The following is a 24,667-nucleotide window of genomic DNA, read 5'->3' on the forward strand; positions in this document are numbered from 1 at the left end:
AAGACCTCTCTCCCAGTCTCCGGAAGCCTGTCACAGGCTTCCGGAGACTGTCTTTTAGTCAAACAGTGCGAGCAGGCGTTGCAGTTCGGACTCGCTCCAGCCCTCGGGTTCGGTTAGCGCCAGCCAGGCGTGGATGTAGTCGGTCGGGGCGTACTCGTGCCCGAATCCCTTGGGTGCGGTGCCCACCATCATGTCGGCGGCCAGTTGCAGCATGGTCACGATGGGAAACCAGCGCAGATCCGGGGAGACATCCGGGCCGCGTGGCTCGCGCATCCACTCCGGCTCCTTCCAGGCGGACTCGGGGCTGAAGAAGGTGATCGGATCGCTGGCATACTGCAGAAAGACGATTCGGAATGTTCCCCATTCTTCTTTGCCGTGATTGAGCCTCTGTTCCTGATTCATGAACCGGACGACCGACCCGCCTCGGAACTCGGGCAGCCAGGCCGGGGAGCCTGGATCGCGCTCAGCCGTTACCCTGCGCCATGTCTCGTTGCGAAACGGTGGTCCGCTCCACAGGGCACCGTCGAAGGGATCATTGATGATGTCGAAGAGGTCGAAGGAGAGATCGGAGTTGAGCGAACCCAGGCTCAGGCCACGCAGGAACAGCCGCGGCCGGGATTCCGGGGGCAGGGTGCGCCAGTGATGATAGATCTCCGTAAACAGGGCACGGGCATTCTCCGCCCCATAACCCTGGTCGGTCAGCAAGGTGAGCGGGCTGTTTAAATAGGAGTACTGTGCCACGACCGTGGCGATATCCCCTCGGTGCAGGTACTCCACCGTGTTCTGTGATGAGGGATCCACCCAGCCCGTGCCGGTGGGTGTCACCAGCAACAGTATGGAGCGATCGAAGCCCCCCGCCCGTTTCAGTTCTTCCAGTGCCAGGCGGGCCCGTTGCTCCGGGGTATCCGCTGAATTGAGGCCCACGTAAACCCGAATCGGGGGCGGTACCGGTGTGTCGAAGAAATCGCTGAGTTCCTCGGCGGTGGGGCCGCCGGCAACAAAACTGCGCCCCTGTCGGCCCAGATCCTTCCAGTTGATCAGCGACTCTTGACTGCCCGTCTGCCAGGCATGCACGGGATGTGGCAGGTCGGCGTCGATCAGTGCATCCAGTTGCTGGAAGGAACGATCCAAGACACGCAGCGTTGAACTGACCAGCACGCCGTTGATCACCGTCCAGAACAGAAACACGGCGGCGGTGATGCTGAAGATCTGGGATATGCGGCGCGGGACGTACCGGTGGAGCCTGATGGACAGTGTACGAAAGACCCACTTGAACAGACGAGCCAAAGAAAGCATCAGTACAAACACCAGCGCGGCGATGACGCCCAACAGCACCGGCTGAACACCCGCGAGTTCTTCGATTCCCATCAGTGCGCGGAGGGAGTTCTGCCATTCCGATGCCTGCCAAATGAAGCTGAACGTGATCAGCACGCAGAGCAGGCCCGCAACGACCTGGGTGAATCGGACCGTCCGCTTGCTCGGGGTTGGCAATTCCAGGTACTTCCAGAACCATACGCCGGCGACACCCAGACCATAACCCGCGGCGAAAGAAAGTCCGGAGATCACGCCCTGGATCAGGAACGGGCGTGGTAGCAGGGAGGGCGTCAGCGAAAAGGCAAAGAAGACGGTTCCGACGAGTAGACCCACGACGCTTAGGTACATTTGCGGTCTCGCTGAATAGGCAGGGAAAGGGGGCAAGCTGCTTCGACAGCGGTAGTATGCTGTCGGAACGCAGGCAAGCCAACGCCGACTCCATGGCACTCAACCTACTCAATGGCGGGTCTGGGGGGCGCTGCTTTACAGCATGCTCGATGATGCAAGCAGTATGACGATCAATCGGGCGAAAGTGGCTCATGGTCGGTACAGGAACATTGCATTGCGGGAATGCTCTCATCCCATGGGCGGAAACTCCGACAGTCTGCCGGACATTGCCCGCTGAGCTTCCAGCAGTCGGATCAGGGCGGTGGCGGCGTTGGAACGGGTGCGTTCCCGGTGGGTGACCCAGCCCAGTGACCGTCCCATGGTCAACCCCTCCAGCGCCAGCCGTTGCAGGGATTCCCCCATGGACAGGGGTAATACCCCCCAGCCCAGCCCGATCCCGACCATCATCTGAATGGTCTCCAGATAATTGGTCTCAAGAATCCGGGCGGGGGCGATACCCAGGGGCAGGAAGGCCCGCTCCACCAGACCCCGGGTGAAGGTACCCGCCGGCGGCAGGATGGCGGCATGGGCATTGAGCCGTTGCGGGGTGACATCCCCCCGGGTCAGATCATGATCCGGCGCGGCCATGGGCACCAGCGGGTCATCCCAGATCACCCGGCAGCTCAGCAGGGGAGAGGGCCTCTCCGGCAGCGTCACCACCGCCAGATCCACCAGCCCCTGTTCCGCAAACCGGCAGGCATCCTCGGAATCCATGAAGCGGATGTCCAGCTCCACGGCGGGATATTGCCGGGCGAAGGCCTTGAGCACCGGCGGCAGACGCCGCAGGCCGATGTGATGGGAGGTGGCCAGCACCAGGGGGCCTTCCACCCGGTCCGACAGACTGTCCAGGAGCCGACGGGTCTCTTCCAGGTCCAGCAGGATGCGCCGGGCCTGGGGCAGCAATACGCGACCCGCCTCGGTCAGGCTGACCTGGCGGCCGATGCGGTCGAACAGCCGGCGTCCCAGTTCTTCCTCCAGGGCGGCCACCCGCTTGCTCACCGCTGGTTGGGTCAGGTGCAGCATTTCCGCGGCCCGGGAAAAGGAGCCGGCGGTGGCAACGGCGGTGAAGGCTTTCAGGTTATCGATCAGCATGGAGAATCATCATGGCAGAGTGGCTGAGACTGATCTTGATCCTTCTCCCCGCCTGGGAGAAGGGCCGGGGATGAAGGGCCTCATGATCGGGATATGCATTCTTTATGGGAATCTCATTCATGAATAACATGAATTTGTGTTATCAAACAGATCGGCCTATCCTCATTCCCAGCGTACACCGAGGTAAGCGTGATGACTGCAAAGACCCTTTACGACAAGCTCTGGGATGCCCACGTGGTCCGTACCGAAGAGGACGGCACCGCGCTCCTGTATATCGACCGGCATCTGGTCCACGAGGTGACCTCGCCCCAGGCCTTCGAGGGCCTGCGACTGGCTGGCCGCAAGCCCTGGCGCAGCCACTCCGTGGTGGCGGTCCCCGACCACAACGTACCCACCCGTGATCGGGATCAGGGCATCGCCGATCCGGTCTCCCGCACCCAGGTGGAGACCCTGCAGCAGAACGTGCGGCATTTCGGGCTCACCTTTTTCCCCATGGGGGACATCCGCCAGGGCATCGTCCATGTGATTGGACCGGAGCAGGGGGCCACCCTGCCGGGCATGACCGTGGTCTGTGGCGATTCCCACACCTCCACCCACGGCGCCTTCGGTGCCCTGGCCATGGGCATCGGCACCTCCGAGGTGGAGCATGTGCTGGCCACCCAGTGCCTGTTGCAGAAGAAAATGAAGAGCATGCTCATCTCCGTGGACGGGCAGGTGGGTCCCGGTGTCACCGCCAAGGACATCGTGCTGGCCATCATCGGCGAGATCGGCACCGCCGGTGGTACCGGCTATGCCATTGAGTTCGGGGGAGACGCTATCCGCGCCCTGTCCATGGAAGGACGCATGACCGTCTGCAACATGGCCATCGAGGCCGGTGCCCGTGCCGGCATGGTGGCGGTGGACGACACCACCATCGATTACGTCAAGGGTCGTCCCTTTGCACCCAAGGGGGCCTACTGGCACCAGGCGGTGGCGGCCTGGCGCGAACTCCATTCCGATCCCGATGCCCGGTTCGACCGGGTGGTGCATATCGACGCCGCCGGCATCGAACCCCAGGTGACCTGGGGCACCTCTCCCGAAATGGTGTTGCCGGTCTCCGGCAAGGTCCCCAACCCGGACGCGGTGGCCGACGAGGTGAAGGCCAACGGCATGCGCCGGGCTCTGGAGTACATGGGCCTGACCGCCGGCATGCCGGTGTCCGACATCACCGTGGACAAGATTTTCATCGGTTCCTGTACCAATGCCCGCCTGGAGGATATCCGCGCCGCCGCCGAGGTGGTCAAGGGACGTCGCGTGGCCGGGAACGTGAAGCTGGCCCTGGTGGTGCCCGGTTCCGGGTTGGTGAAGCAGCAGGCGGAACAGGAGGGGCTGGATCGCATCTTCCTGGATGCCGGGTTCGAATGGCGTGAACCGGGCTGTTCCATGTGCCTGGCCATGAATGCGGACCGGCTTGAGCCCGGCGAGCGTTGCGCCTCCACCTCCAACCGTAATTTCGAGAGTCGTCAGGGCTTGGGTGGCCGCACCCATCTGGTGAGTCCGGCCATGGCCGCGGCGGCGGCGGTGACGGGCCGATTCGTGGACGTGCGTGAGCTCAACTGACAAAAGGTACCGCAGTGATGGAAAAATTCGAGACACTCAACGCCCTGGTCTGTCCGCTGGACCGCTCCAACGTGGATACGGACGCCATCATCCCCAAGCAGTACCTCAAGTCCGTGAAACGCACCGGTTTCGGCCCCAACCTGTTCGATGACTGGCGCTACCTGGACCCGGGTGAGCCGGGCATGGACCACAGCCGGCGTCGGGTGAACCCCGACTTCGTACTCAACCAGCCTCGCTACGAGGGGGCGCGGATCCTGCTGGCGCGCAAGAACTTCGGTTGCGGTTCCTCTCGCGAACACGCGGTATGGGCCCTGACCAACTACGGTTTTCGCGTGGTCATCGCGCCGAGCTTTGCGGACATCTTCTTCAACAACAGCTTCAAGAACGGCCTGCTGCCCCTGATTCTGGACGAGGCCATTGTCGATCAACTGTTCCGCGAGGCCGAGGCCTCGCCGGGCTACAGGCTGACCGTGGACCTTCAGGCCCAGACCGTGGTGACGCCATCCGGGGCATCCTTCCCGTTCCAGGTGGACCCCTTCCGCCGCCACTGCCTGCTCAATGGTCTGGATGACATCGGCCTGACCTTGCAGCACGGGGAGGATATCCGGGCCTACGAGGCCCGTCGTCGGACCGAGGCGCCCTGGCTGTTCTGAGCCTTTCCCCTCATCCCCGGCCCTTCTCCCCCAAGGGGGAGAAGGGAGCCCCATGCAAAGCCCCTCTCTCCAATTCCATTCATCGCGGAGAATCGACATTCATGACCCAGAACATTCTCATCCTGCCCGGTGACGGCATCGGCCCGGAAATCGTTGCCGAGGCCACTCGTCTTCTCAACGCGCTCAAGGACCGTTTCGGCCTGGCCGTGGAACTGGAAGAGGCCCCCATCGGCGGCGCGGGCTATGATGCCGCCGGCAAGCCGCTGCCCGACGAGACCCTAGCCCTGGCCCGGGCTGCCGATGCGATCCTGCTGGGTGCTGTGGGCGGCCCCCGCTATGACCAGCTGGCCTGGGAACTGCGCCCCGAACGGGGGCTGCTGGCCATCCGCTCCGAGCTGGCCCTGTTCTCCAACCTGCGCCCGGCCATCCTCTATCCGCAGCTGGCATCCGCCTCGGCCCTGAAGCCGGAGATCGTTGGCGGCCTGGACATCATGATCCTGCGCGAGCTGACCGGCGGTGCCTACTTCGGCAAGCCCCGCGGCATCCAGACCCGCGAGGACGGGGTGCGGGAAGGCTTCAACACCATCATCTATTCCGAGCCGGAAATCGAACGCATCGTACGCAGTGGTTTCGAGATCGCCATGAAACGTGATCGCCGCCTGTGTTCGGTGGACAAGGCCAATGTGCTGGAAGTCTCCCAGCTCTGGCGCGAGGTGGCCGAGCGGGTGGCCAAGGAGTACCCGGAGGTGGCCCTGTCCCACATGTACGTGGACAATGCGGCCATGCAGCTGGTGCGGGCACCCAAGCAGTTCGACGTGATCGTGACGGAAAACATGTTCGGCGATATCCTCTCCGATGCCGCCGCCATGCTCACCGGTTCCATCGGTATGCTGCCTTCCGCCTCCCTGGACGCCGGAGGCAAGGGCATGTACGAGCCCATTCACGGCTCCGCCCCGGACATCGCCGGCCAGGGCGTGGCCAATCCGCTGGCCACCTTGCTGTCGGTGGCCATGATGCTGCGCTACACCCTGAACGAAGAGGCCCAGGCCGCCCGCGTGGAAGCCGCGGTGGGCCGGGTGCTGGATCAGGGGCTGCGCACCGCCGACATCTGGACCGAAGGCTGCCGCAAGGTGGGAACCCGAGAGATGGGCGAGGCCGTGGTGGCCGCGCTGGCGGACTGACGGGCAAGGCAGACGATGGCCGGTATCCGGGATTTTCGTGCGGATACCGGCGTACCTGTTAGACTGATACACAACGCAGTTCGAACGACAGATACCGAATCCAAGGAATTATTGAGCGATGAGCAAAACCTATGATGTGGCCGTGGTCGGCGCCACCGGCGCCGTGGGCGAGACCATGTTGTCCATCCTGGCGGAACGCAAGTTCCCGGTAGGCAATGTCCATGCCGTGGCCAGCAGCCGCTCCGCCGGCAGCCGGGTGGCCTTCGGTAACAAGCAACTGGTGGTGGAAGACCTGGCCACCTTCGATTTCTCCAAGGTGCAGATCGGCCTGTTTTCACCCGGTGCCTCCGTGTCCAAGGAGTATGCACCCAAGGCCGCTGCCGCCGGTTGCGTGGTGATCGACAACACCTCCCAGTTCCGTTACGACGACGACATCCCGCTGGTGGTACCGGAGGTCAACCCCCATGCGGTGGCCGGGTACAAGAACCGCGGCATCATCGCCAACCCCAACTGCTCCACCATTCAGATGCTGGTGGCCCTCAAGCCCCTGCACGATGCCGCCGGCATCGAGCGCATCAACGTGGCCACCTACCAGGCCGTGTCCGGCACCGGCAAGGAGGCCATCGAGGAACTGGCTACCCAGACCGCTCAGTTGCTCAACGGCAAGCCGGTGGAATGCAAGGTCTATCCCAAGCAGATCGCCTTCAACGTACTGCCGCACATCGACGTCTTCATGGAGAATGGCTACACCAAGGAAGAAATGAAGATGGTCTGGGAGACCCGTAAGATCATGGAGGATGACCGGATCCAGGTGAACCCCACCACGGTGCGCGTGCCCGTGTTCTACGGTCATTCCGAAGCGGTGCACATCGAGACCCGCGACAAGCTCACCGCCGAACAGGCCCGTGAACTGCTGTCCAGGGCGCCCGGCGTGGTGGTCATGGACGAACGCCGTGACGGCGGTTATCCCACGGCGGTTACGGAAAGTGCCTCCCAGGATCCGGTGTTTGTCGGGCGCATCCGGGAAGACATCTCCCATCCCCGCGGCCTGAACCTGTGGGTGGTGGCGGACAATGTCCGCAAGGGCGCGGCCTTGAACAGTATTCAAATCGCGGAAGTTTTGATAAAAGATTTTCTTTAAGCATAGGTCCTGACCTGTCCCTGCACCTGACCGGCAATGCAGTTCCGCCGGTCCGGATGCAGGGCGCGTCACATCGGCAGGGGACTTGGCCGGACCGTTTCAGAAAGGGGACATGCCGTGCGCAGACTGGCTTTGGGAACCGCCTTGTGGGCACTCATGGCGCCGGGGGCGTCCGTGGCCCTTGGCTTGGGGGAGATCGATACCCGTTCGGCACTGAATCAGCCCCTGCGGGCGGAGATCCACCTCTTGTCCGTGCGCCCCGGGGAGATGGAAGACCTGGTGGTCAGGCTGGCCCCCGATGCCCTGTTTCAGCGTCTGGGCATTGATCGCGCCCACCTGCTCTCCGATCTTCAGTTCGAGCCGGTCACCACGTCGGATGGACGTCATGTGATTCGGGTCACCTCCCGTAACCCCATCCGCGAACCCTTCCTGAATTTCCTGATTGAAGCCAGCTGGCCCGGTGGTCGACTGGTCCGTGAGTACACCGTGCTCCTGGATCCGCCCACCATGTTCGAACGGGCACAGCCGCCGGCCCCCGCCGTGACCGCTCCCGCTCCGGTCGACCGCCGTCCGCCGCCGCCTGGTACGCCCCGCCCGGATGCCGCGACCCCCCCCCCGTCCACCTACCGGGTCAGGGGAGGGGACACCATGTGGGACCTGGGCACGCGACTGCGTCCGGATGCCGGTATCTCGGTCGAACAGATGATGATGGCCCTGTTGCGCGCCAATCCCGAGGCGTTCCCCGACGACAACATCAACAATGTCCGCAGCGGTAGCGTGCTGCGGGTGCCCGGGCGTGACGAGATCATGGCCCTGAGCGCGGCGGAGGCCCGTCGCGAGGTGGCCGCTCAGCACCGTCTGTGGCGGGAGTATCGGGCCCGTGCCGCCGAACAGCCGCCCAGGCCCCAGGTTCCGGCCGCGCCGGATGCACCGCCCGCGCCCCCCGCCGTGGCACTGCCGGATCCGGCGCCGAGGACGGCGGAGGAGGGACGCCTGGAGATCGTGGCCGAACCCGATGCCCGGACGGCCGATCGGGCGGCACGCCTGGAACAGGAACTGACCCTGCTGCGGGAGACCAGTGAAACTCGGCGCCAGGAAAGTCTCGAACTGCGGGACCGCATCCGCGAACTGGAAGACCTGCTGGAACGTCAGGGTCGCCTGCTGGCACTGAACAATCAGCAACTGGCACAGTTGCAACGGCAACTGGCCCTTGCCCAGGGCGAGGACATGGATGCCATGCCCGCGCCGGTGCCGCCCTCGGCACCGATGATCCCCGAACCCCTGCCGCCCGCGGTGCCTGAGGTCCCACCGGAGGCCCCGGCACCGGCTGCGCCTGCCGCTCCCCAGCCTCCCGTCACCGTACCGGCACCTCAGCCCCAGACGACCGGCTTCCTGGCCGAGCTGTTGCGCAGCCCGTCCCTGCTGATCGGCGGGGGCTTCGGTATCCTTCTCATCCTTGCCCTGATCCTGCTGACCCTGCGGCGTCTGCGTGGTCAGTCCGATGAGGCCGGGGAGGCGACCGCCCCGCCGATGCGTTCGTTCCGTGAGCAGGAGACGCCGGCTTCCGCAGTCGGTACCGGTACCGCCACCCTGACCACCGGGGCCGCGGCGGCGGGTGCCGGTCTGGCCGCGACGGCGACCAGACCCGCTTCGTCCGGGACCATGACGGGCAGTGAAACCGCGCAGGTTGACCTGACTTCCACGGCCATGATGGATACCGTGGAGACCCCATTGCCCCAGATCTCCGTGTCCGCTGCTGACGGTACACCTTCCGAGGCGGGCAGCTGGGATGAAGTGATCAATGACGACACCATCGCCGAAGCCGATGTCTATCTGGCCTACGGCCTCTACCAGCAGGCCGAGGATTTGCTCAAGGAGGCCCTGGTCCGTGAGCCCGAGCGTCCCGATTACCAGTTCAAGCTGGCGGAAACCTACTTTGCCACCGGCAACCAGGGCGCCTTCGACGAGACGGCGGCACGGATGTCCGAACTCAAGGGAGACCGTGCTTCCGCCCTGTGGGATCGACTGGTGACCATGGGACAGGAACTGAGCCCGGGTAACAGCCTCTATCAGGGCATGGGCAAGGCATCTTCCCCAGTGTCTTCGGCGGGCAGCGACGACAGCGATCTCCTGAGTACGCAGGATCTGGATGTATCCCTGGGCGATGTGGATTTTGATATCCACGATGACCTGGATACCCTGGTGAAGGACCGTTCCGATGCCTCCGGTATTGATGAGGAAGCACCGACGGCACTGCAGCCAGGGAGTGAAGAAGAAGCGCCGACCCGTATGCAGGATGCCGCGGCGCCGACCGAGCCAACCCGGGATGCCGGGAGGGTTCGGGACGAGGAGGAGGACACCCTCCAGTTCAGCCTGGGGGACCTGGATTTCGACATTGACGCGTTGGAGTCGGAGTCCGCCAAACCTCCGGCGCCGGCGGATCAGGGGGATGAGACGGTCAATCTCGACCGGCCTGAGCGGCACCCCGCCTCGACGCCTGATCGGCCGGCGGAACCGCCGTCCCCTGAGGACGAGGCAACGCTGGAAATCGATCTCAAGGATCTGGACTGGGCGGATGAAGACGCCACCCTCAAGGTGTCCGAGTCCTCCAGGAAGGACGATGCGGACGATACGGTACGTCTGTTGGAGGACTCCTTTACCGAAGATGATCTGAGAAATCTGGAGGACGACACCCAGAGTCTGGAAGATGCCTTCGGCCTCGGCGATGAAGTCAGCACCAAGCTGGACCTGGCCCGCGCCTACATCGACATGGGCGACGCGGAAGGTGCCCGCGCCACCCTGGAAGAAGTCCTGGCGGAAGGTGATGCCCTGCAGCAGCAGGAGGCTCGGGAACTGCTGGATCAGATCCGCTGACCCTGCTCCGGCGTGATGTTGAGTGTCTGAGCGGATGCACCCGGCCCTGAAGATTCTGGGTGTCGTCCTGTTCATCCTGTGCGTGGCCCAGGCCGGCTGGGCCGTGCTGGCGGTGGGCGGTCTACTGGCCGCCGTCGCGCTGGCGGCCACCGGCGCCGAGGGCGTGGGGCGGTTCCTGGCGATGTCCCGCCGCCTCAAGTGGTTCTTTCTTTCCATCATCCTGATCTTTGGCTGGTTCACCCCCGGTACGCCGTTGCTGGAATGGATGGGGGCCTGGTCTCCGGGGCGGGAAGGTCTGGTGATGGGCCTGCAGCGGACCCTGGTGCTGGTACTGGCGGTGGCCGCCGTGGTCTGGTTACTGCATGTCACCTCGCGGGAATCCCTGGTCAAGGGGCTGTTGTGGCTCACCCGTCCCCTGGCGCCGCTGGGCCTGCCCCGGGAACGTTTCGCCGTGCGGCTGGTGCTGACCCTGGAGGCACTGCCCCAAGTCCGGATACTGGCCGCCGCCGGCCGTCCGGATACCGCGCCGCAAGGTCCCAAGGCGCGGCTTCAGGGGCTGGGGCAGCGGGCCACCGGTCTGTTTCGGGAGGTGCTGGAGCAGGCGGAGAAGGCGCCGCTGGAGCCCATTCGCCTGGATCCCGTGCCGCCACCGGGACCGGGTCAGTGGCTGTTGCTGTGCCTGATCCTGCTACCGCTGCTGCTGGCCGCCCTGCACTGATGCCGGGAACTGGTATCATCCCGCCTCCCATTCATGCCCCACGAATCCAATGAACGACACCCCCCGTCGACTGGCGATCGGACTTGAATACGACGGCTCCGGATTCCGGGGCTGGCAGCAGCAGAAGGATGGCCGCACCATCCAGCCCCTGGTGGAACGGGCGCTGGCCAAGGTGGCGGATCATCCCGTGCAGGTGACCTGTGCCGGCCGTACCGATGCCGGGGTGCATGCCACCTGTCAGATCGTGCATTTCGATACCACCGCCGACCGTCCGCCCCATGCCTGGCTGCTGGGCGGCAACAGCAATCTCACGCCGGAGATCAGTCTGCAGTGGGTCAGGCCCGTGGCACCGGATTTCCATGCCCGGTTCTCCGCTCGCTGGCGCCTTTATCGCTATGTCTTCCTGAACCGTTTGGCCCGTCCCGCCGTCCTGCGTGGGCGGGTGACCTGGTATCACCGTCCCCTGGCGGCGGAGCCCATGCACGAGGCGGCCCAGCATCTGCTGGGCGAACATGATTTCAGCAGTTTCCGTGCCCTGGGTTGTCAGGCCCGTCATCCCATCCGGGAGGTGCAGTCGGTGTCGGTGACCCGCGATGGGGATTTCATCTATCTGGATATTCGGGCCAATGCCTTTTTGCATCACATGGTGCGCAATATCGCCGGCGCCCTCATGTGCGTGGGTCGAGGCGAGCGGCCCAGTGACTGGTTGGCGGAACTGCGGGAAGCCCGGGATCGCAGCCAGGGCGGGGTGACGGCGCCGCCGGACGGCCTGTATCTGGTTCAGGTGGGGTATGACGCGCAGTTCGACCTGCGCCCGGAGGCGGTCATTCCCCGCTACGGCTTCGTTTAGCCGGTGGCTGTGACTTTCCCGACATTTCCCTGTGGCAAGCCCCACATTCTCCCTGGGTGATCTTTTTTTTATCCATTAAAAACAGACAAATACCACCCATTAAAGGCCGGGCACAGGTCTTGCATGCCTCCAGGAAAACCAAGTCAATCCCGCTGCGGCGGGCACCCTGGGAGGATTGTGATGGACCCAAAGCCCGACAGAATCATTCAAATCCCCGTCACCGTCCAGGGCGGGTGCGCCAGCACCAAGCCCAGTTCCGGTTGCGGCGACAGCCACGGTCGGAAACCCGGACTGCCCGCCCACATCCAGGCCAAGATCCAGGATCACCCCTGCTACTCGGAAGAGGCCCATCACCACTTTGCCCGCATGCATCTGGCGGTGGCTCCGGCCTGCAACATCCAGTGTCATTACTGCAACCGCAAGTACGACTGCTCCAACGAGTCCCGTCCCGGCGTGGTGTCCGAGGTCCTCAAGCCGGCTCAGGCCATCCACAAGGCCCTGACCGTCGCGGCTTCCATCCCCGAGATGACCGTGGTGGGCATCGCCGGACCCGGTGACGCCCTGGCCAACCCAACCCGCACCTTTGCCACCTTCCGGGGCATCCGGGAGCAGGACCCCGGCATCAAGCTTTGCCTGTCCACCAACGGCCTGGCACTGCCCCAGCATGTGGATGAGCTGGTCGCGCTGGGCGTGGATCATGTCACCATCACCATCAACAGCATCGACCCGGAGATCGGCGCCCGCATCCATCCCTGGGTGCTGTGGGAGCGTCGCCGGGTGTTCGGCCGAGAAGGGGCGCGGATTCTGATCAGCCAGCAGCAGAAAGGCCTGGAAATGCTGGTGGAGCGGGGCGTTCTGGTGAAGGTCAACTCGGTGATGATTCCGGGTATCAACGATCACCATCTCAAGGATGTCTCCCGCAGGGTCAAGGAGAAGGGCGCCTTCCTGCACAACGTCATGCCCCTGATCTCCGACCCGGCCCACGGCACCTATTTCGGCCTCAACGGTCAGCGCGGACCCACCGAGGCGGAACTGTCCGCCCTGCGGGATGCGTGCGAGGGCGACATGAACATGATGCGCCATTGCCGCCAGTGCCGTGCCGACGCAGTGGGCATGCTGGGCGAGGATCGGGGCGAGGCATTTAGCCTGGCGCGCATTGATCAGGACCTGCCGGACTACGACGCGGTCCGTGAACGTCGGGATCAGGTCCAGGCGGCGATCAGGGAACGCATGGCGGCGCGCAAGCGCCAGGGAGGCACTGTGACTTCAATACCTTCGGCCGGATCCGCCGCACAACCGCCCGCCCGCCCGGTGCTGATGGCGGTGGCCACCAAGGGCGGCGGCCTGGTCAATCAGCATTTCGGCTATGCCCGGGAGTTTTTGATTTACAAGGCCACGCCGGAAGGGGTTCGGTTCGAGGGGCACCGGCGGGCGGATCTGTACTGCGCCGGACCGGAGGCCTGCAATGACCGGGCCCAGGTGCTGGCCAGCACGGTGCGGGCCCTGGAGGACTGCGAGGTGCTGCTCTGTGCCCGTATCGGCATTGAACCCTGGTCGGTACTTGAGGCGGCCGGGATCATGCCCAACGGCGAGCACGCCATGGCCCCCATCGAGGATGCGGTGATGGCCGTGTACCGAGAGATGATGGCCGCCGGGCGCCTGGACATGGCCGCGGAAGAGGCTACGCAGTGCGCGTGACGCAGCCTGCAAACCCCAGGCGGTCGACGACAGGCAACATGAGGACATACCCATGCCACTGAATCCGTCAGCGTCGAACATGGCAGCCTCACACGCCGTCACGCCGGTGCCGGCGGGTACCGTGCATTGGAAAAAAAGCCCCCATGGCCGGCACCGCGCCGGCCATCCGCCCCGGGTCGGTGGTTGTGATGAGGTTGCCGAGGCCGGCGAGGGCAGGATGGACAGCCTCCACGACCGACTGCTTGCCCATGCCGGGGGGTTGCCCAACGATGATCTGCTGGCGTGTCTGTTGTCCGCCTGGATCGGCGGTCGCGGCGTCCTGCCGGCGCATCTGGGGCTGTCCGGCAGTGACTACCGGCAGATGCTCGGTCGTCACTTTCCGGGGCTGACCCTCAACCCGCCTGCCCTGGAGCCGGTGGAGGTGCAGCGCCTGGACGAACGGCGGGATCTACAGCAGTTGCTGCTGTCCCATCGCCGGGGACGGGATCCCTCCGAGGTCTGGCTGGCCGCCATCGTGGCCGCCGCCTGCATGGGGCCGGATCATCTCTGGCAGGATCTGGGGCTGCGCAGTCGTGATCAGCTCACCCGGCTGATGCGGGACAATTTCCCGGGGCTGGTGGCACTCAATGCCCAGGACATGAAATGGAAGAAATTCCTCTACCGCCAGCTCTGCCTGGCCGAAGACATCCTGATCTGCCGGTCACCGTCCTGTGAGGTCTGTCAGGACTATGCGGTGTGTTTCGGGCCGGAGGTCTGATTGTCGAAAGCACCACTGCAACGGGGACTGGGGGCCTATCTGGGGCTGGCCGTGGGGGATGCCCTGGGGGCCACGGTGGAGTTCATGACGCCTCGGGAGATACAGGCCGTTCATGGGGTGCATCGGCGCATCATCGGCGGCGGCTGGCTGAACCTCAAGGCCGGCGCCGTCACCGACGACACCACCATGAGCCTGGCCCTGGGCCGGGCGATCCTGGCATCCGGCGACCTGGACGGGGTGGCCATGGCCGAGGCCTTCAGTCAGTGGATGCGGGATCGTCCGGTGGATATCGGCCATACCGTGCGTCGCGGCATCATCCGGTATCGGCGCACCGGTGAGATCGAGACGCCGCTCAACGACAATGACGCGGGCAATGGTGCCTGCATGCGGGTCCTGCCCGTGGTGCTGGCGACCCTGGACCAGCCCCTCGATACGCTCCTTGCCGCTTGCCGCCTGCAGGGGCGGATCACCCACCATCACTCTCTGTCCGACGCGGGGACGGCCTGTGTGGCCACCATGGTGCGGATGGCCGTCCAGGGCCACGGCCCCGCGGATCTGATCCAGGGGCCGGTGGAGGCGCTGGTGACGGCCCATCCGGAGTTCCGCTTTCGGGGCAAACGGGAGGAGAATCCCAGTGGATTCATCGTCCACACCCTGCGGGCGGTGTTCCAGGCCCTGTTCGACACGGACAACCTGGAAGACTGCCTGGTGGACGTGGTCAACCGGGGCGGGGATGCGGACACCACCGGGGCCATCGCCGGGATGATCGCCGGTGCCCTGTACGGTGAGGCCTCCATTCCTCACCCGTGGCGAAGTGCCCTGGATGGCCGGGTGGCGGACGCCGTCGCCACCCAGGCCCGGGCATTGATGGCGGGTACCTTTCTCCCCGCTTAGCCGGCGTATACCCGCAATGCGGCAGGCATGGCGTGGCCGCGCTCGATGGGGGCGTTCATTTCCAGCAGCACCGCTTCCAGGGCATGCAGGCAGAGTTGCACGTTCTTGCGGTTGCAGCCAAAGCCCATCAGGCCGATGCGCCAGATCTTGCCCGCCAGCGGCCCCAGTCCGGCGCCGATTTCCAGGCCGTAGCGCTCCAGCAGCAGACCGCGCACCCGGGCTTCGTCCACGCCGTCGGGCACCTTCACCGCATTGAGTTGGGGCAGGCGGTGGGCCTCGTCCACCAGCAGGTTCAGACCCATGGCCTCCAGGCCCGCCTTCAGGGCCTCGTGATGATGCCGGTGCCGTGCCCAGGCATTCTCCAGACCTTCTTCCCGCAGCAGCACCAGGGCCTCGTGGAGGGCATAGAGGGCATTGATGGGGGCGGTGTGGTGATAGGCCCGCTTGGCATTGGGACCCCAGTAGCCCATGACCAGGTTCAGGTCCATGAACCAGCTCTGCACCGGATGCTTGCGCCCCTTGATGCGGGCCACCGCGGCCTCGCTGAAGCTCACCGGTGCCAGGCCCGGGGTGCAGGACAGACACTTCTGGGTACCGGAGTAGATGGCGTCCACGCCCCAGTCGTCCACCCGCAGTTCACAGCCGCCCAGGCCGGTGACGGTGTCCACGATCACCAGACAGTCATGGGCATGGGCCACCTGGGTGAGGGTCTTCACATCGGAGCAGGCCCCGGTGGAGGTCTCGGCGTGGACAAAGGCCACCAGACGGGCTTCGGGGTGGGCCTTGAGGGTGTCTTCCAGCTGCTGGGGGTCCACCGGACGACCCCACTCGCATTCCACCACCACCGGGGTGCCGCCGCAGCGTTCCACGTTCTCCTTCATGCGCATGCCGAACACGCCGTTGATGCACACCACCACGGTATCGCCGGGTTCCACCAGGTTGACGAAGCAAGTTTCCATGCCGGCGGAACCGGGGGCGGAGACGGGCAGGGTGAGGGCATTCTGCGTCTGGAAGGCATACTGCAGCAGGCCCTTCATCTGATCCATCATGCCGACGAAGGCAGGGTCCAGGTGGCCGATGATGGGGCGGCTCATGGCGGCCAGCACCCGCGGGTTGATATCGGAGGGGCCGGGACCCATCAGGGTGCGAACGGGGGGGTGGAAGGACTGGATGGTCATGGTCGGCACGTCCTGTCAGAATTGGTTGTGTATTATGGTAGGAATTTTGCAAATGGCCCGGAGTATACGAAGCCCGCGCCAAGGGCGGCAAGTCGGCGCAACTCCGTCCCCGTCCCTTGCCGCTTTGCAGTATCATTGCCCCTTTTACGCACCGTAAGTTCGGGGTCATCGATGCTGTGTCTGCCGGGTAGTCCTTCCCTCTCCACCTTCCGCCGTCAACGCCTGTTGGAGGCCCTGCGCCAAGCGGTGCCGTCCATTACCGCCGTCAGCGCCCGTTTCGAGCACTTCGTGCAGACGGAGCGGGAACCGAGTGCCCGTGATCGTCAGGTGCTGGAACAGCTGCTGACCTACGGCGGCGGCACCGCCGACGCAGGACGGGGCCGACTGATCCTGGTGGTCCCCCGCATCGGCACCATCTCCCCCTGGTCCAGCAAGGCCACCGACATCGCCCGCAACTGCGGCCTGGACGGCGTGGTCAGGCGCATCGAGCGGGGCACCGCCTGGTGGATCGACAGCGACACCCCCTTGGACGCCGATGCCCTGGCACGCATCCTGCCCCTGTTGCATGACCGCATGACCGAAACCGTCCTCCATGAACGGGACGAGGCGGTGGCCCTGTTCTCCAACGCGGCGCCGGCACCGCTGCGGACGATCCCCCTGGGGGACGACCCCCATGGCGTCCTGGCCCGGGTGAACGGGGAACTGGGCCTGGCCCTGACCCAGGACGAGATCGACTACCTGGCCGATGCCTACGAGGCCCTGGGCCGGGATCCCTCCGACGTGGAACTGATGATGTTTGCCCAGGCCAATTCGGAGCACTGCCGCCACAAGATCTTCAACGCGGACTGGGTGATCGACGGCAAGCCCCAGGAAAAATCCCTGTTTGCCATGATCCGCAACACCCATGCCCATGCCCCTGAAGGCATCCTCTCCGCCTACCGGGACAACGCTTCGGTGATCCAGGGCCACAAGGCCCGACGCCTGACCCCGGACCCTGTGAGCGGTGAATACCGGGATCAACCGCTGGACCTGCCCATCATCATGAAGGTGGAGACCCACAACCACCCCACCGCCATCTCCCCGTTCCCCGGTGCCGCCACCGGTTCCGGCGGCGAGATCCGCGACGAGGGCGCTACCGGCCGGGGGTCCAAGCCCAAGGCGGGACTCACCGGGTTCTCGGTGTCCAACCTGCGCATCCCCGGTTTCGAGCAGCCCTGGGAACAGGACTTCGGCAAGCCCGAGCGCATCGAATCCGCTCGCCAGATCATGCTGGACGGCCCCATCGGCGCCGCCGCCTTCAACAATGAATTCGGCCGTCCCGCCCTGGCGGGCTATTTCCGCACCTACGAGGCCCTGGTGCCCGGCGCGGGAGAACCGGAACTCAAGGGCTATCACAAGCCCATCATGATCGCCGGCGGCGTCGGCAGCATTCGCGCCGAGCACGTGGAGAAGCTGGCCCTGCCGGAAGGCACCCCCGTGGTGGTGCTGGGCGGCCCGGCCATGCTCATCGGCCTGGGCGGCGGCGCCGCCTCCTCCATGGCCAGTGGCGAGAGCGCCCTGGAACTGGATTTCGCCTCCGTGCAGCGGGGCAATCCGGAGATCGAGCGCCGCTGCCAGGAGGTCATCGACCGCTGTACCGCCCTGGGCGCGGATAACCCCATCCTCTCCATCCATGACGTGGGGGCCGGTGGCCTGTCCAATGCCATCCCCGAGATCCTCAATGACGCCGGCCGCGGTGGCAGCATCGAGCTGCGCACCGTGCCCTCCGACGAGCCGGGCCTGTCCCCCATGGAGATCTGGTGCAACGAGGCCCAGGAACGTTACGTCCTGGCCATCGACGCCCGCCGCCTGGAGGCCTTCACCGCCCTGTGCGAACGGGAGCGGGCGCCCTTTGCCGTGGTGGGCACGGCCACCGCCGAACAGCGTCTATTGGTGGGCGATGCCCTGTTCGCCAATCACCCCGTGGACCTGCCCATGGAAGTGCTACTGGGCAAGCCCCCGAAGATGCTTCGGGACGTGCATCATCGCAGTTTCCAGAAACCGGAGGTGGATACCTCGGTCATGGATCTGGGCGAGGCCGTGCGCCGAGTACTGCGTCTGCCCGCCGTGGCCTCCAAGTCCTTCCTCATCACCATTGGCGACCGCACCGTGACCGGGCTCGTGACCCGGGATCAGATGGTCGGCCCCTGGCAGGTACCGGTGGCGGACGTGGCGGTCACCGCCAGCGATTACTGGTCTTACACCGGCGAAGCCATGGCCATGGGGGAACGGACCCCCATCGCCCTGGTGCATCCCGCCGCTTCCGGCCGCATGGCCATCGGCGAGGCCATCACCAACATGGCCGCGGCGGCGGTGGACGACCTGTCCCTGATCCGCCTCTCCGCCAACTGGATGGCCGCGGCGGGTCATCCGGGGGAGGACGCGGCCCTGTTCGACACCGTCAGGGCCGTGGGAGAGGAACTGTGCCCCCGCCTGGGCATTGCCATTCCGGTGGGCAAGGACTCCCTGTCCATGCGCACGGTCTGGCAACAGGACGGCGAGGAGCGGGTGATGACCGCGCCCCTGTCCCTGATCATCTCCGCCTTTGCCCCGGTGAGCGACGTGCGCAACACCCTCACGCCGGCGCTGGTCACCGACCAGGGCGATACCGACCTGATCCTCATCGACCTGGGCAAGGGCCAGCGCCGTCTGGCCGGTTCCGCCCTGGCCCAGGTGTTCGGCCAGGTGGGGCATCATGCCCCGGATCTGGATGATCCGGACATGCTCAAGCGCTTCTTCGCCGCGATTCAGGAACTCAATCGGGAGGGCTACCTGCTGGCCTATCACGACCGTTCCGACGGCGGGCTGCTGGCTACCCTGTGCGAGATGGCCTTTGCCGGCCGCACCGGCGTCACCGTCCATCTGGATGACCTGGGCGAGGACGACCACGCCGCCCTGTTCTGCGAGGAGCTGGGTGCGGTGGTGCAGGTGCATCATGACGCCGTGGAAGACGTGCTGGCGGTACTCCATGGCGCCGGTCTGGGCCATCATAGCCACGTCATCGGCACCCTCAACGACGACCAGGCCATCGTCCTGCGTCGGGGCCACGACATCCTGTTCCAGGCCCCCCGCGGCAAGCTGTACCAGTGCTGGGCCGAAACCAGTTACCGCATGCAGGCCCTGCGGGATGATCCCGACTGCGCCCGGGAGGCCTTCGAGGCGCTGGCCGACGACGGCGACCCCGGCCTGTCCCCGGTGCTGGGCTTTGACCCGTCCGAGGACCCGGCCCTGCCGTTCATCCAGACCGGTACCCGTCCCCGGGTGGCGATCCTGCGGGAGCAGGGGGTGAACGGTCAGGTGGAGATGGCCGCGGCCTTCCACCTGTCCGGCTTTGCCGCCGTGGACGTGCACATGACCGACCTCATCGAGGGTCGGGTGGATCTGGCGGACTTCCGCGGCCTGGTGGCCTGCGGCGGTTTCTCTTACGGCGACGTGCTGGGCGCCGGTGGCGGCTGGGCCCGTTCCATCCTGTTCAACCCCCGCCTGCGGGAGGCCTTCCAGACCTTCTTCCACCGGCCGGACACCTTCTCCCTGGGGGTGTGCAACGGCTGCCAGATGCTGTCCCAGCTCAAGGACCTGATTCCCGGTGCCGGACACTGGCCCCGTTTCGAGCGCAACCGCTCGGAGCAGTTCGAGGCCCGCCTGTCCCTGGTGGAAGTGATGCCCAGCCCCTCGGTGCTGCTCAGGGGCATGGAAGGCTCCCGGTTGCCCATCGCCGTGGCCCACGGCGAGGGCAGGGCGGACTTCGGCGGCGACTCGGCCGAAGGGGTGATGGACTCGGGGCTGGTGTCCCTGCGCTATGTGGACAATCGGGGCGAGCCGGCCCGGCGCTATCCGGCCAACCCCAACGGTTCGCCCCTGGGCATCACCGGGCTGACCACGGAGGATGGCCGGGTGACCATCATGATGCCCCACCCGGAGCGGGTGTTCCGCACCGTGCAGTATTCCTGGCATCCCCGTGACTGGGCCGAGGACGGCCCGTGGTTGCGGATGTTCAGAAATGCCCGGGTCTGGGTGGGCTGATGCCGAAGGCCGCCCCCCAGGTCTCCCTCGTCATTCCCGCCTGGAACGAGGCCGAGCTGCTGGGGCGCACCCTGGACAACCTCCGGCAGGCCTGTGACGGCCTGCCGGAGTCGTATGAAATCATCGTCGTCGACAACGATTCCGACGACGACACCCCCGACATCGCCCGGGCGGCAGGTGCCGTCGTGGTGCATGAGCCGGTGCGTCGTATCGCCCGCGCCCGCAATGCGGGGGCCAAAGTGGCGCGGGGGCATTGGCTGATCTTCGTGGATGCCGATACCTGGCCGCCCCGGGCGCTGCTGCGGGCCAGCCTGGACGCCCTGGCCTCGGGGGAGGTCTGCGCCGGGGGCGCCCGGCTGGAGTTCGACCACCTGGAGTACGGGTTCTATCGTCTGGGGAGCCGGTTCTGGAACTGGCTGTCCCTGAGACTGGGGCTGGTGGCCGGGTGCTATGTCTTCTGCACCCGGGAGGCCTTCCAGGCCGTGGGCGGCTTCAGTGAAAAGGTCTATGCGGGGGAGGAGGTGTTCCTGTCCCGCCGCCTCAAGCGCTGGGGGCGCCGCCGCGGGCAGCGGTTTCGCGTGCTGCCGGAACCGACGGTGCGGACCTCGGGGCGCAAGGCCCAGTGGTTTTCTCCCTGGCAGCACTTTCTGGTGACGGCGACGGTGCTGCTGGTGCCCTTTGCCCTACGCTCCCGCCGCCTCACCTGGTTCTGGTACCGCAGGCCGACACAAAAGCCCTGAGGGGCTTTATATCAGGCTCACCTTCACCCGATACACCCCGCCGATCACCAGGTGCTCTCCCTCGCCCTGCAGTACCCCCGGCAACAGGTCCTGGAAGCAGCAGACCTTGGCCGTCGGCACCTTCACCGTCAGGATGTAGTCCCCGAACTCGTCCGCCCGTTCCCGCACCGCGCTGAAGGCATTCACGTTATTCAACAGCACCAGGGCTTCGCCACCGGGCAGATGGGCCAGCACCTCGTGGTCCGCCAGCCGGTTCACGCCCCGGTACAGGGTGAGATGGGTGCGCTCGGGTGCCCGCCGTCGCAGCTCGTACTGGGTATAGGAGTACAGCAGGTCCAGCTGTGATTCCAGGGCGTTGGTGTTGTAGACCCCGCCCGCCCGTTCCTGCATGAACCGCCCATAGGCCAGTGACTCCGCATCCGGCAGGGGTTCGCGGTGAAAACGGGTGATCAGTCCGAAACGGGATTCCGCCCAGCCCTTGAGGACCGCCGCCTCCCGGCCGTCCGGGTTGAACCACCAGCCCCGGAGGGTGCGCAGGTAGTCCGCCCGTCCCCGTCCGCCGGCTTCCCCCTCCGCCAGCCCGCAGGCCGCCGGATCATCCAGGCAGAAATGACCCCGCATGTAGGCCATGAAGTCATGGATGCGGACCGCCGGCTCGTCCAGCCCGTCCAGATGACGCCACAAATCCCCGTGCAGTGCCCGGACCCCGTCCAGCTCCAGCGGGGCGGGGTGGTCCTGAAAGGTGAGACTGCCCAGGATCACCGCGGGCAGATTGCAGCGATTGATGGGCAGGCGGGCCGCGGCGGGCAGGGAAGGGGGGGGCGGGGTGTCGTTATCCATACAGAACCGGGGTCTTTGTCGTGTATCTCACGTCCGGTGTTGGACGGTCTGATGATTATTTTTATTTTATTAAACAGTGGTTTATGTATTTATTTTCGGTCTGGCACGGGGATTGCTGAATACAGGTTGCACGCACACCCAATCGCAACAGTCAGGCAGAGGAGAACAAAGCCATGGCCCTTCGTCAATGTGCAATCTACGGTAAAGGTGGTATCGGCAAGTCCACCACCACCCAGAACCTGGTCGCGGCCCTGGCCGAGGCCGGCAAGAAGATCATGATCGTCGGCTGCGACCCCAAGGCCGACTCCACCCGTCTGATCCTGCACGCCAAGGCCCAGGAAACCATCATGCAGATGGCCGCCGATGCCGGCAGCGTGGAAGACCTGGAACTGGAAGACGTGCTCAAGACCGGTTATGCCGGCATCAAGTGCGTCGAGTCCGGCGGTCCCGAGCCGGGCGTGGGTTGCGCCGGTCGCGGCGTCATCACCGCCATCAACTTCCTGGAAGAGGAAGGCGCCTATGAAGAAGACCTGGATTTCGTCTTCTACGACGTGCTCGGCGACGTGGTCTGCGGTGGTTTCGCCATGCCCATCCGCGAAAACAAGGCCCAGGAGATCTACATCGTGGTCTCCGGCGAGATGATGGCCATGTTCGCGGCCAACAACATCGCCAAGGGCATCGTGAAGTATGCCAGCTCCGGCAGCGTCCGTCTGGCCGGCCTGATCTGCAACAGCCGCAACACCGACCGCGAAGACGAGCTGATCATCGCCCTGGCCGAAAAGCTGGGCACCCAGATGATCCACTTCGTGCCCCGCGACAACGTGGTGCAGCGGGCCGAAATCCGCCGCATGACCGTGATCGAGTACGACCCCAAGGCCAAGCAGGCCGACGAATACCGGGCCCTGGCCCGCAAGGTCATCGACAACAAGCTGTTCGTGGTCCCCACCCCCTGCACCATGGATGAACTGGAAGACCTGTTGATGGAGTTCGGCATCCTCGACGCGGAAGACGAGAGCATCGTCGGCAAGACCGCGGAAGAAGAAGCCACCGCATAAGGGGCTGGGCCGGAAGGGAGGTGCCCCGAGGGGGGCCTTCCGCTGGCAGGCGCGCCGCAACGCGGCGTGTTCATGAGCATTCCACCTGGCGCGTGTCCACGGATAAGTGGCGGCGCAAGAGGAGCAAATCGCAATGTGCGCAATGAAACGCGAAGAAGCCGAGGCCCTGATCCAGGAAGTCCTCGAGGTCTATCCGGAGAAGGCCCGGAAGGACCGTGCCAAGCACCTGGCCGTCAGTGACCCCAATGTCGAACAGGCCAAGAAGTGCATCGTCTCCAACCGTAAGTCGGTGCCCGGGGTGATGACCATCCGCGGTTGTGCCTACGCCGGTTCCAAGGGCGTGGTCTGGGGCCCCATCAAGGACATGGTCCATATCTCCCACGGCCCCGTCGGCTGCGGCCAGTATTCCCGCGCCGGTCGCCGCAACTACTACACCGGCCACACCGGCATCAACGCCTTCGGCACCATGAACTTCACCTCGGACTTCCAGGAGAAGGACATCGTCTTCGGCGGCGACAAGAAGTTGGAAAAGCTCATCGACGAGATCCAGACCCTGTTTCCCCTGCACAAGGGCATCAGCATCCAGTCCGAGTGTCCGGTGGGCCTGATCGGTGACGACATCGAGTCCGTCTCCAAGAAGAAGGCCAAGGAACTGGACAAGCCGGTGGTGCCGCTGCGCTGCGAGGGTTTCCGTGGCGTGTCCCAGTCCCTGGGTCACCACATCGCCAACGATGCCATCCGCGACTGGGTGCTGCCCAACCGCGATGACGATGCCAGCTTCGAATCCACCCCCTACGACGTGGCCCTGACCGGCGACTACAACATCGGCGGCGACGCCTGGGCCTCCCGCATCCTGCTGGAGGAAATGGGTCTGCGGGTGGTGGCCCAGTGGTCCGGCGACGGCACCATTTCCGAGCTGGAACTGGCCCCCAAGGCCAAGGTGAACCTGCTGCACTGCTATCGCTCCATGAACTACCTGGCCCGCCACATGGAAGAGAAGTACGGGATCCCGTGGATGGAATACAACTTCTTCGGTCCCACCAAGATCGCCGAGAGCCTGCGCAAGATTGCCGCGCTGTTCGACGAGAAGATCCAGGAAGGGGCGGAGCGGGTGATTGCCAAGTACACCCCCGAGATGAACGCCATCATCGAGAAGTACCGTCCGCGCCTGGAAGGCAAGAAGGTGATGCTCTACGTGGGTGGCCTGCGCCCCCGTCACGTGGTGGGCGCCTACGAGGACCTGGGCATGGAAGTGGTGGGTGCCGGTTACGAGTTCGCCCACAACGACGACTACGACCGCACCATCAAGGACCTGGGTGAGGGCACCCTGCTGTACGACGACGTCACCGGCTACGAGCTGGAGGAATTCGTCAAGCGGGTACGGCCCGACCTGGTGGGTTCCGGGATCAAGGAGAAATACATCTTCCAGAAGATGGGCATTCCCTTCCGGCAGATGCACTCCTGGGATTACTCCGGTCCCTACCACGGCTATGACGGCTTTGCCATCTTCGCCCGGGACATGGACATGACCCTGAACAATCCCTGCTGGGACAAGCTTCAGGCCCCGTGGAAGAAGGCCGCAGCGGCTGCCAAGGCCGCCTGAAACTGACCGTGGCGCCGCCGCAACCGGCGTC

Annotated in this window: 18 protein-coding genes; 14 read left to right on the forward strand and 4 right to left on the reverse strand. The window is 65.2% G+C overall.

The window, feature by feature from the left end; translation table 11 throughout:
* Positions 1–54: 54 nt before the first annotated feature.
* Both LQD11_RS14305 and LQD11_RS14310 read right to left on the reverse strand, forming a co-directional pair.
* Positions 55–1,662, reverse strand: coding sequence for an alpha/beta hydrolase (locus tag LQD11_RS14305; RefSeq protein WP_238618152.1), 1,608 nt, complete (start codon positions 1,660–1,662; stop codon positions 55–57).
* 228 nt (positions 1,663–1,890) lie between these two features.
* Positions 1,891–2,793 (reverse strand): LysR family transcriptional regulator, encoded by a 903-nt coding sequence (locus LQD11_RS14310; protein WP_238618153.1) that lies wholly within the window; start codon positions 2,791–2,793, stop codon positions 1,891–1,893.
* A 192-nt stretch (positions 2,794–2,985) separates the two neighbouring features.
* Here LQD11_RS14310 and leuC point away from each other — a divergent pair, with 192 nt between their 5' ends.
* The 10 genes from leuC to draG all read left to right on the forward strand — a co-directional run bounded on the left by leuC (position 2,986) and on the right by draG (position 15,158).
* Positions 2,986–4,392 (forward strand): 3-isopropylmalate dehydratase large subunit, encoded by a 1,407-nt coding sequence (leuC, locus tag LQD11_RS14315; protein ID WP_008932794.1) that lies wholly within the window; start codon positions 2,986–2,988, stop codon positions 4,390–4,392.
* A gap of 17 nt (positions 4,393–4,409) precedes the next feature.
* Entirely contained in the window at positions 4,410–5,045 is a 636-nt protein-coding gene (gene leuD / locus LQD11_RS14320) for a 3-isopropylmalate dehydratase small subunit (protein ID WP_008932795.1), read from the forward strand.
* Between the two features lie 101 nt (positions 5,046–5,146).
* Positions 5,147–6,226, forward strand: coding sequence for a 3-isopropylmalate dehydrogenase (gene leuB, locus LQD11_RS14325; protein ID WP_238618154.1), 1,080 nt, complete (start codon positions 5,147–5,149; stop codon positions 6,224–6,226).
* A 118-nt stretch (positions 6,227–6,344) separates the two neighbouring features.
* Positions 6,345–7,367 (forward strand): aspartate-semialdehyde dehydrogenase, encoded by a 1,023-nt coding sequence (locus LQD11_RS14330; protein ID WP_238618155.1) that lies wholly within the window; start codon positions 6,345–6,347, stop codon positions 7,365–7,367.
* Positions 7,368–7,484: 117 nt separating this feature from the next.
* Positions 7,485–10,241, forward strand: a complete 2,757-nt coding sequence (locus LQD11_RS14335) for a FimV/HubP family polar landmark protein (RefSeq protein WP_238618156.1) — start codon at positions 7,485–7,487, stop codon at positions 10,239–10,241.
* Positions 10,242–10,275: 34 nt separating this feature from the next.
* Entirely contained in the window at positions 10,276–10,959 is a 684-nt protein-coding gene (locus LQD11_RS14340; RefSeq protein ID WP_238618157.1) for a CbiQ family ECF transporter T component, read from the forward strand.
* Positions 10,960–11,008: 49 nt separating this feature from the next.
* Entirely contained in the window at positions 11,009–11,809 is an 801-nt protein-coding gene (gene truA / locus LQD11_RS14345) for a tRNA pseudouridine(38-40) synthase TruA (protein ID WP_238618158.1), read from the forward strand.
* Between the two features lie 180 nt (positions 11,810–11,989).
* Positions 11,990–13,507, forward strand: a complete 1,518-nt coding sequence (gene nifB, locus LQD11_RS14350) for a nitrogenase cofactor biosynthesis protein NifB (RefSeq protein WP_238618159.1) — start codon at positions 11,990–11,992, stop codon at positions 13,505–13,507.
* Positions 13,508–13,559: 52 nt separating this feature from the next.
* Positions 13,560–14,264: a nitrogen fixation protein NifQ gene (locus LQD11_RS14355; RefSeq protein WP_238618160.1), complete on the forward strand. Its 705-nt coding sequence runs from the start codon at positions 13,560–13,562 to the stop codon at positions 14,262–14,264.
* Positions 14,265–15,158, forward strand: coding sequence for an ADP-ribosyl-[dinitrogen reductase] hydrolase (draG, locus tag LQD11_RS14360; RefSeq protein WP_238618161.1), 894 nt, complete (start codon positions 14,265–14,267; stop codon positions 15,156–15,158).
* On the opposite strand, the gene LQD11_RS14365 is transcribed toward draG, so the two are convergent.
* Entirely contained in the window at positions 15,155–16,336 is a 1,182-nt protein-coding gene (locus LQD11_RS14365) for a pyridoxal-phosphate-dependent aminotransferase family protein (protein WP_238618162.1), read from the reverse strand. The two genes, draG and LQD11_RS14365, sit on opposite strands and share 4 nt — an antisense overlap.
* A 171-nt stretch (positions 16,337–16,507) precedes the next feature.
* Between LQD11_RS14365 and purL the strand changes: the two genes are divergently transcribed.
* Together purL and LQD11_RS14375 are read left to right on the forward strand one after the other, a co-directional pair.
* A complete protein-coding gene (purL, locus tag LQD11_RS14370) occupies positions 16,508–20,398 on the forward strand; it encodes a phosphoribosylformylglycinamidine synthase (protein WP_238618163.1) in 3,891 nt (1,296 codons plus the stop codon).
* On the forward strand, positions 20,398–21,138 hold the full coding sequence (locus LQD11_RS14375) for a glycosyltransferase (RefSeq protein WP_238618164.1): 741 nt from the start codon (positions 20,398–20,400) through the stop codon (positions 21,136–21,138). The genes purL and LQD11_RS14375 overlap by 1 nt, the downstream gene beginning before the upstream one ends.
* A gap of 6 nt (positions 21,139–21,144) precedes the next feature.
* On the opposite strand, the gene LQD11_RS14380 is transcribed toward LQD11_RS14375, so the two are convergent.
* The gene (locus LQD11_RS14380; RefSeq protein ID WP_238618165.1) at positions 21,145–21,978 is read right to left on the reverse strand and encodes an NAD(+)--dinitrogen-reductase ADP-D-ribosyltransferase; all 834 of its coding nucleotides are present in this window, start codon (positions 21,976–21,978) and stop codon (positions 21,145–21,147) included.
* Between the two features lie 173 nt (positions 21,979–22,151).
* Between LQD11_RS14380 and nifH the strand changes: the two genes are divergently transcribed.
* Together nifH and nifD are read left to right on the forward strand one after the other, a co-directional pair.
* Entirely contained in the window at positions 22,152–23,033 is an 882-nt protein-coding gene (gene nifH / locus LQD11_RS14385; protein ID WP_090203314.1) for a nitrogenase iron protein, read from the forward strand.
* 133 nt (positions 23,034–23,166) lie between these two features.
* Entirely contained in the window at positions 23,167–24,636 is a 1,470-nt protein-coding gene (gene nifD / locus LQD11_RS14390; protein WP_238618166.1) for a nitrogenase molybdenum-iron protein alpha chain, read from the forward strand.
* Positions 24,637–24,667: the final 31 nt, after the last annotated feature.

The organism is Ectothiorhodospira shaposhnikovii, from assembly GCF_022227765.1.
Classification (GTDB): domain Bacteria; phylum Pseudomonadota; class Gammaproteobacteria; order Ectothiorhodospirales; family Ectothiorhodospiraceae; genus Ectothiorhodospira.

Excerpts from the sequence above, each read along its gene's own strand:
- LQD11_RS14375 (WP_238618164.1), top strand. The coding sequence starts at position 20,398 with ATGCCGAAGGCCGCCCCCCAGGTCTCCCTCGTCATTCCCGCCTGGAAC.
- truA (WP_238618158.1), top strand. The coding sequence starts at position 11,009 with ATGAACGACACCCCCCGTCGACTGGCGATCGGACTTGAATACGACGGC.
- nifH (WP_090203314.1), top strand. The coding sequence starts at position 22,152 with ATGGCCCTTCGTCAATGTGCAATCTACGGTAAAGGTGGTATCGGCAAG.
- LQD11_RS14365 (WP_238618162.1), bottom strand. The coding sequence starts at position 16,336 with ATGACCATCCAGTCCTTCCACCCCCCCGTTCGCACCCTGATGGGTCCC.
- leuB (WP_238618154.1), top strand. The coding sequence starts at position 5,147 with ATGACCCAGAACATTCTCATCCTGCCCGGTGACGGCATCGGCCCGGAA.
- purL (WP_238618163.1), top strand. The coding sequence starts at position 16,508 with ATGCTGTGTCTGCCGGGTAGTCCTTCCCTCTCCACCTTCCGCCGTCAA.
- LQD11_RS14330 (WP_238618155.1), top strand. The coding sequence starts at position 6,345 with ATGAGCAAAACCTATGATGTGGCCGTGGTCGGCGCCACCGGCGCCGTG.
- LQD11_RS14355 (WP_238618160.1), top strand. The coding sequence starts at position 13,560 with ATGCCACTGAATCCGTCAGCGTCGAACATGGCAGCCTCACACGCCGTC.
- LQD11_RS14380 (WP_238618165.1), bottom strand. The coding sequence starts at position 21,978 with ATGGATAACGACACCCCGCCCCCCCCTTCCCTGCCCGCCGCGGCCCGC.
- LQD11_RS14310 (WP_238618153.1), bottom strand. The coding sequence starts at position 2,793 with ATGCTGATCGATAACCTGAAAGCCTTCACCGCCGTTGCCACCGCCGGC.
- LQD11_RS14340 (WP_238618157.1), top strand. The coding sequence starts at position 10,276 with ATGCACCCGGCCCTGAAGATTCTGGGTGTCGTCCTGTTCATCCTGTGC.
- nifB (WP_238618159.1), top strand. The coding sequence starts at position 11,990 with ATGGACCCAAAGCCCGACAGAATCATTCAAATCCCCGTCACCGTCCAG.
- LQD11_RS14305 (WP_238618152.1), bottom strand. The coding sequence starts at position 1,662 with ATGTACCTAAGCGTCGTGGGTCTACTCGTCGGAACCGTCTTCTTTGCC.
- leuC (WP_008932794.1), top strand. The coding sequence starts at position 2,986 with ATGACTGCAAAGACCCTTTACGACAAGCTCTGGGATGCCCACGTGGTC.
- nifD (WP_238618166.1), top strand. The coding sequence starts at position 23,167 with ATGTGCGCAATGAAACGCGAAGAAGCCGAGGCCCTGATCCAGGAAGTC.
- leuD (WP_008932795.1), top strand. The coding sequence starts at position 4,410 with ATGGAAAAATTCGAGACACTCAACGCCCTGGTCTGTCCGCTGGACCGC.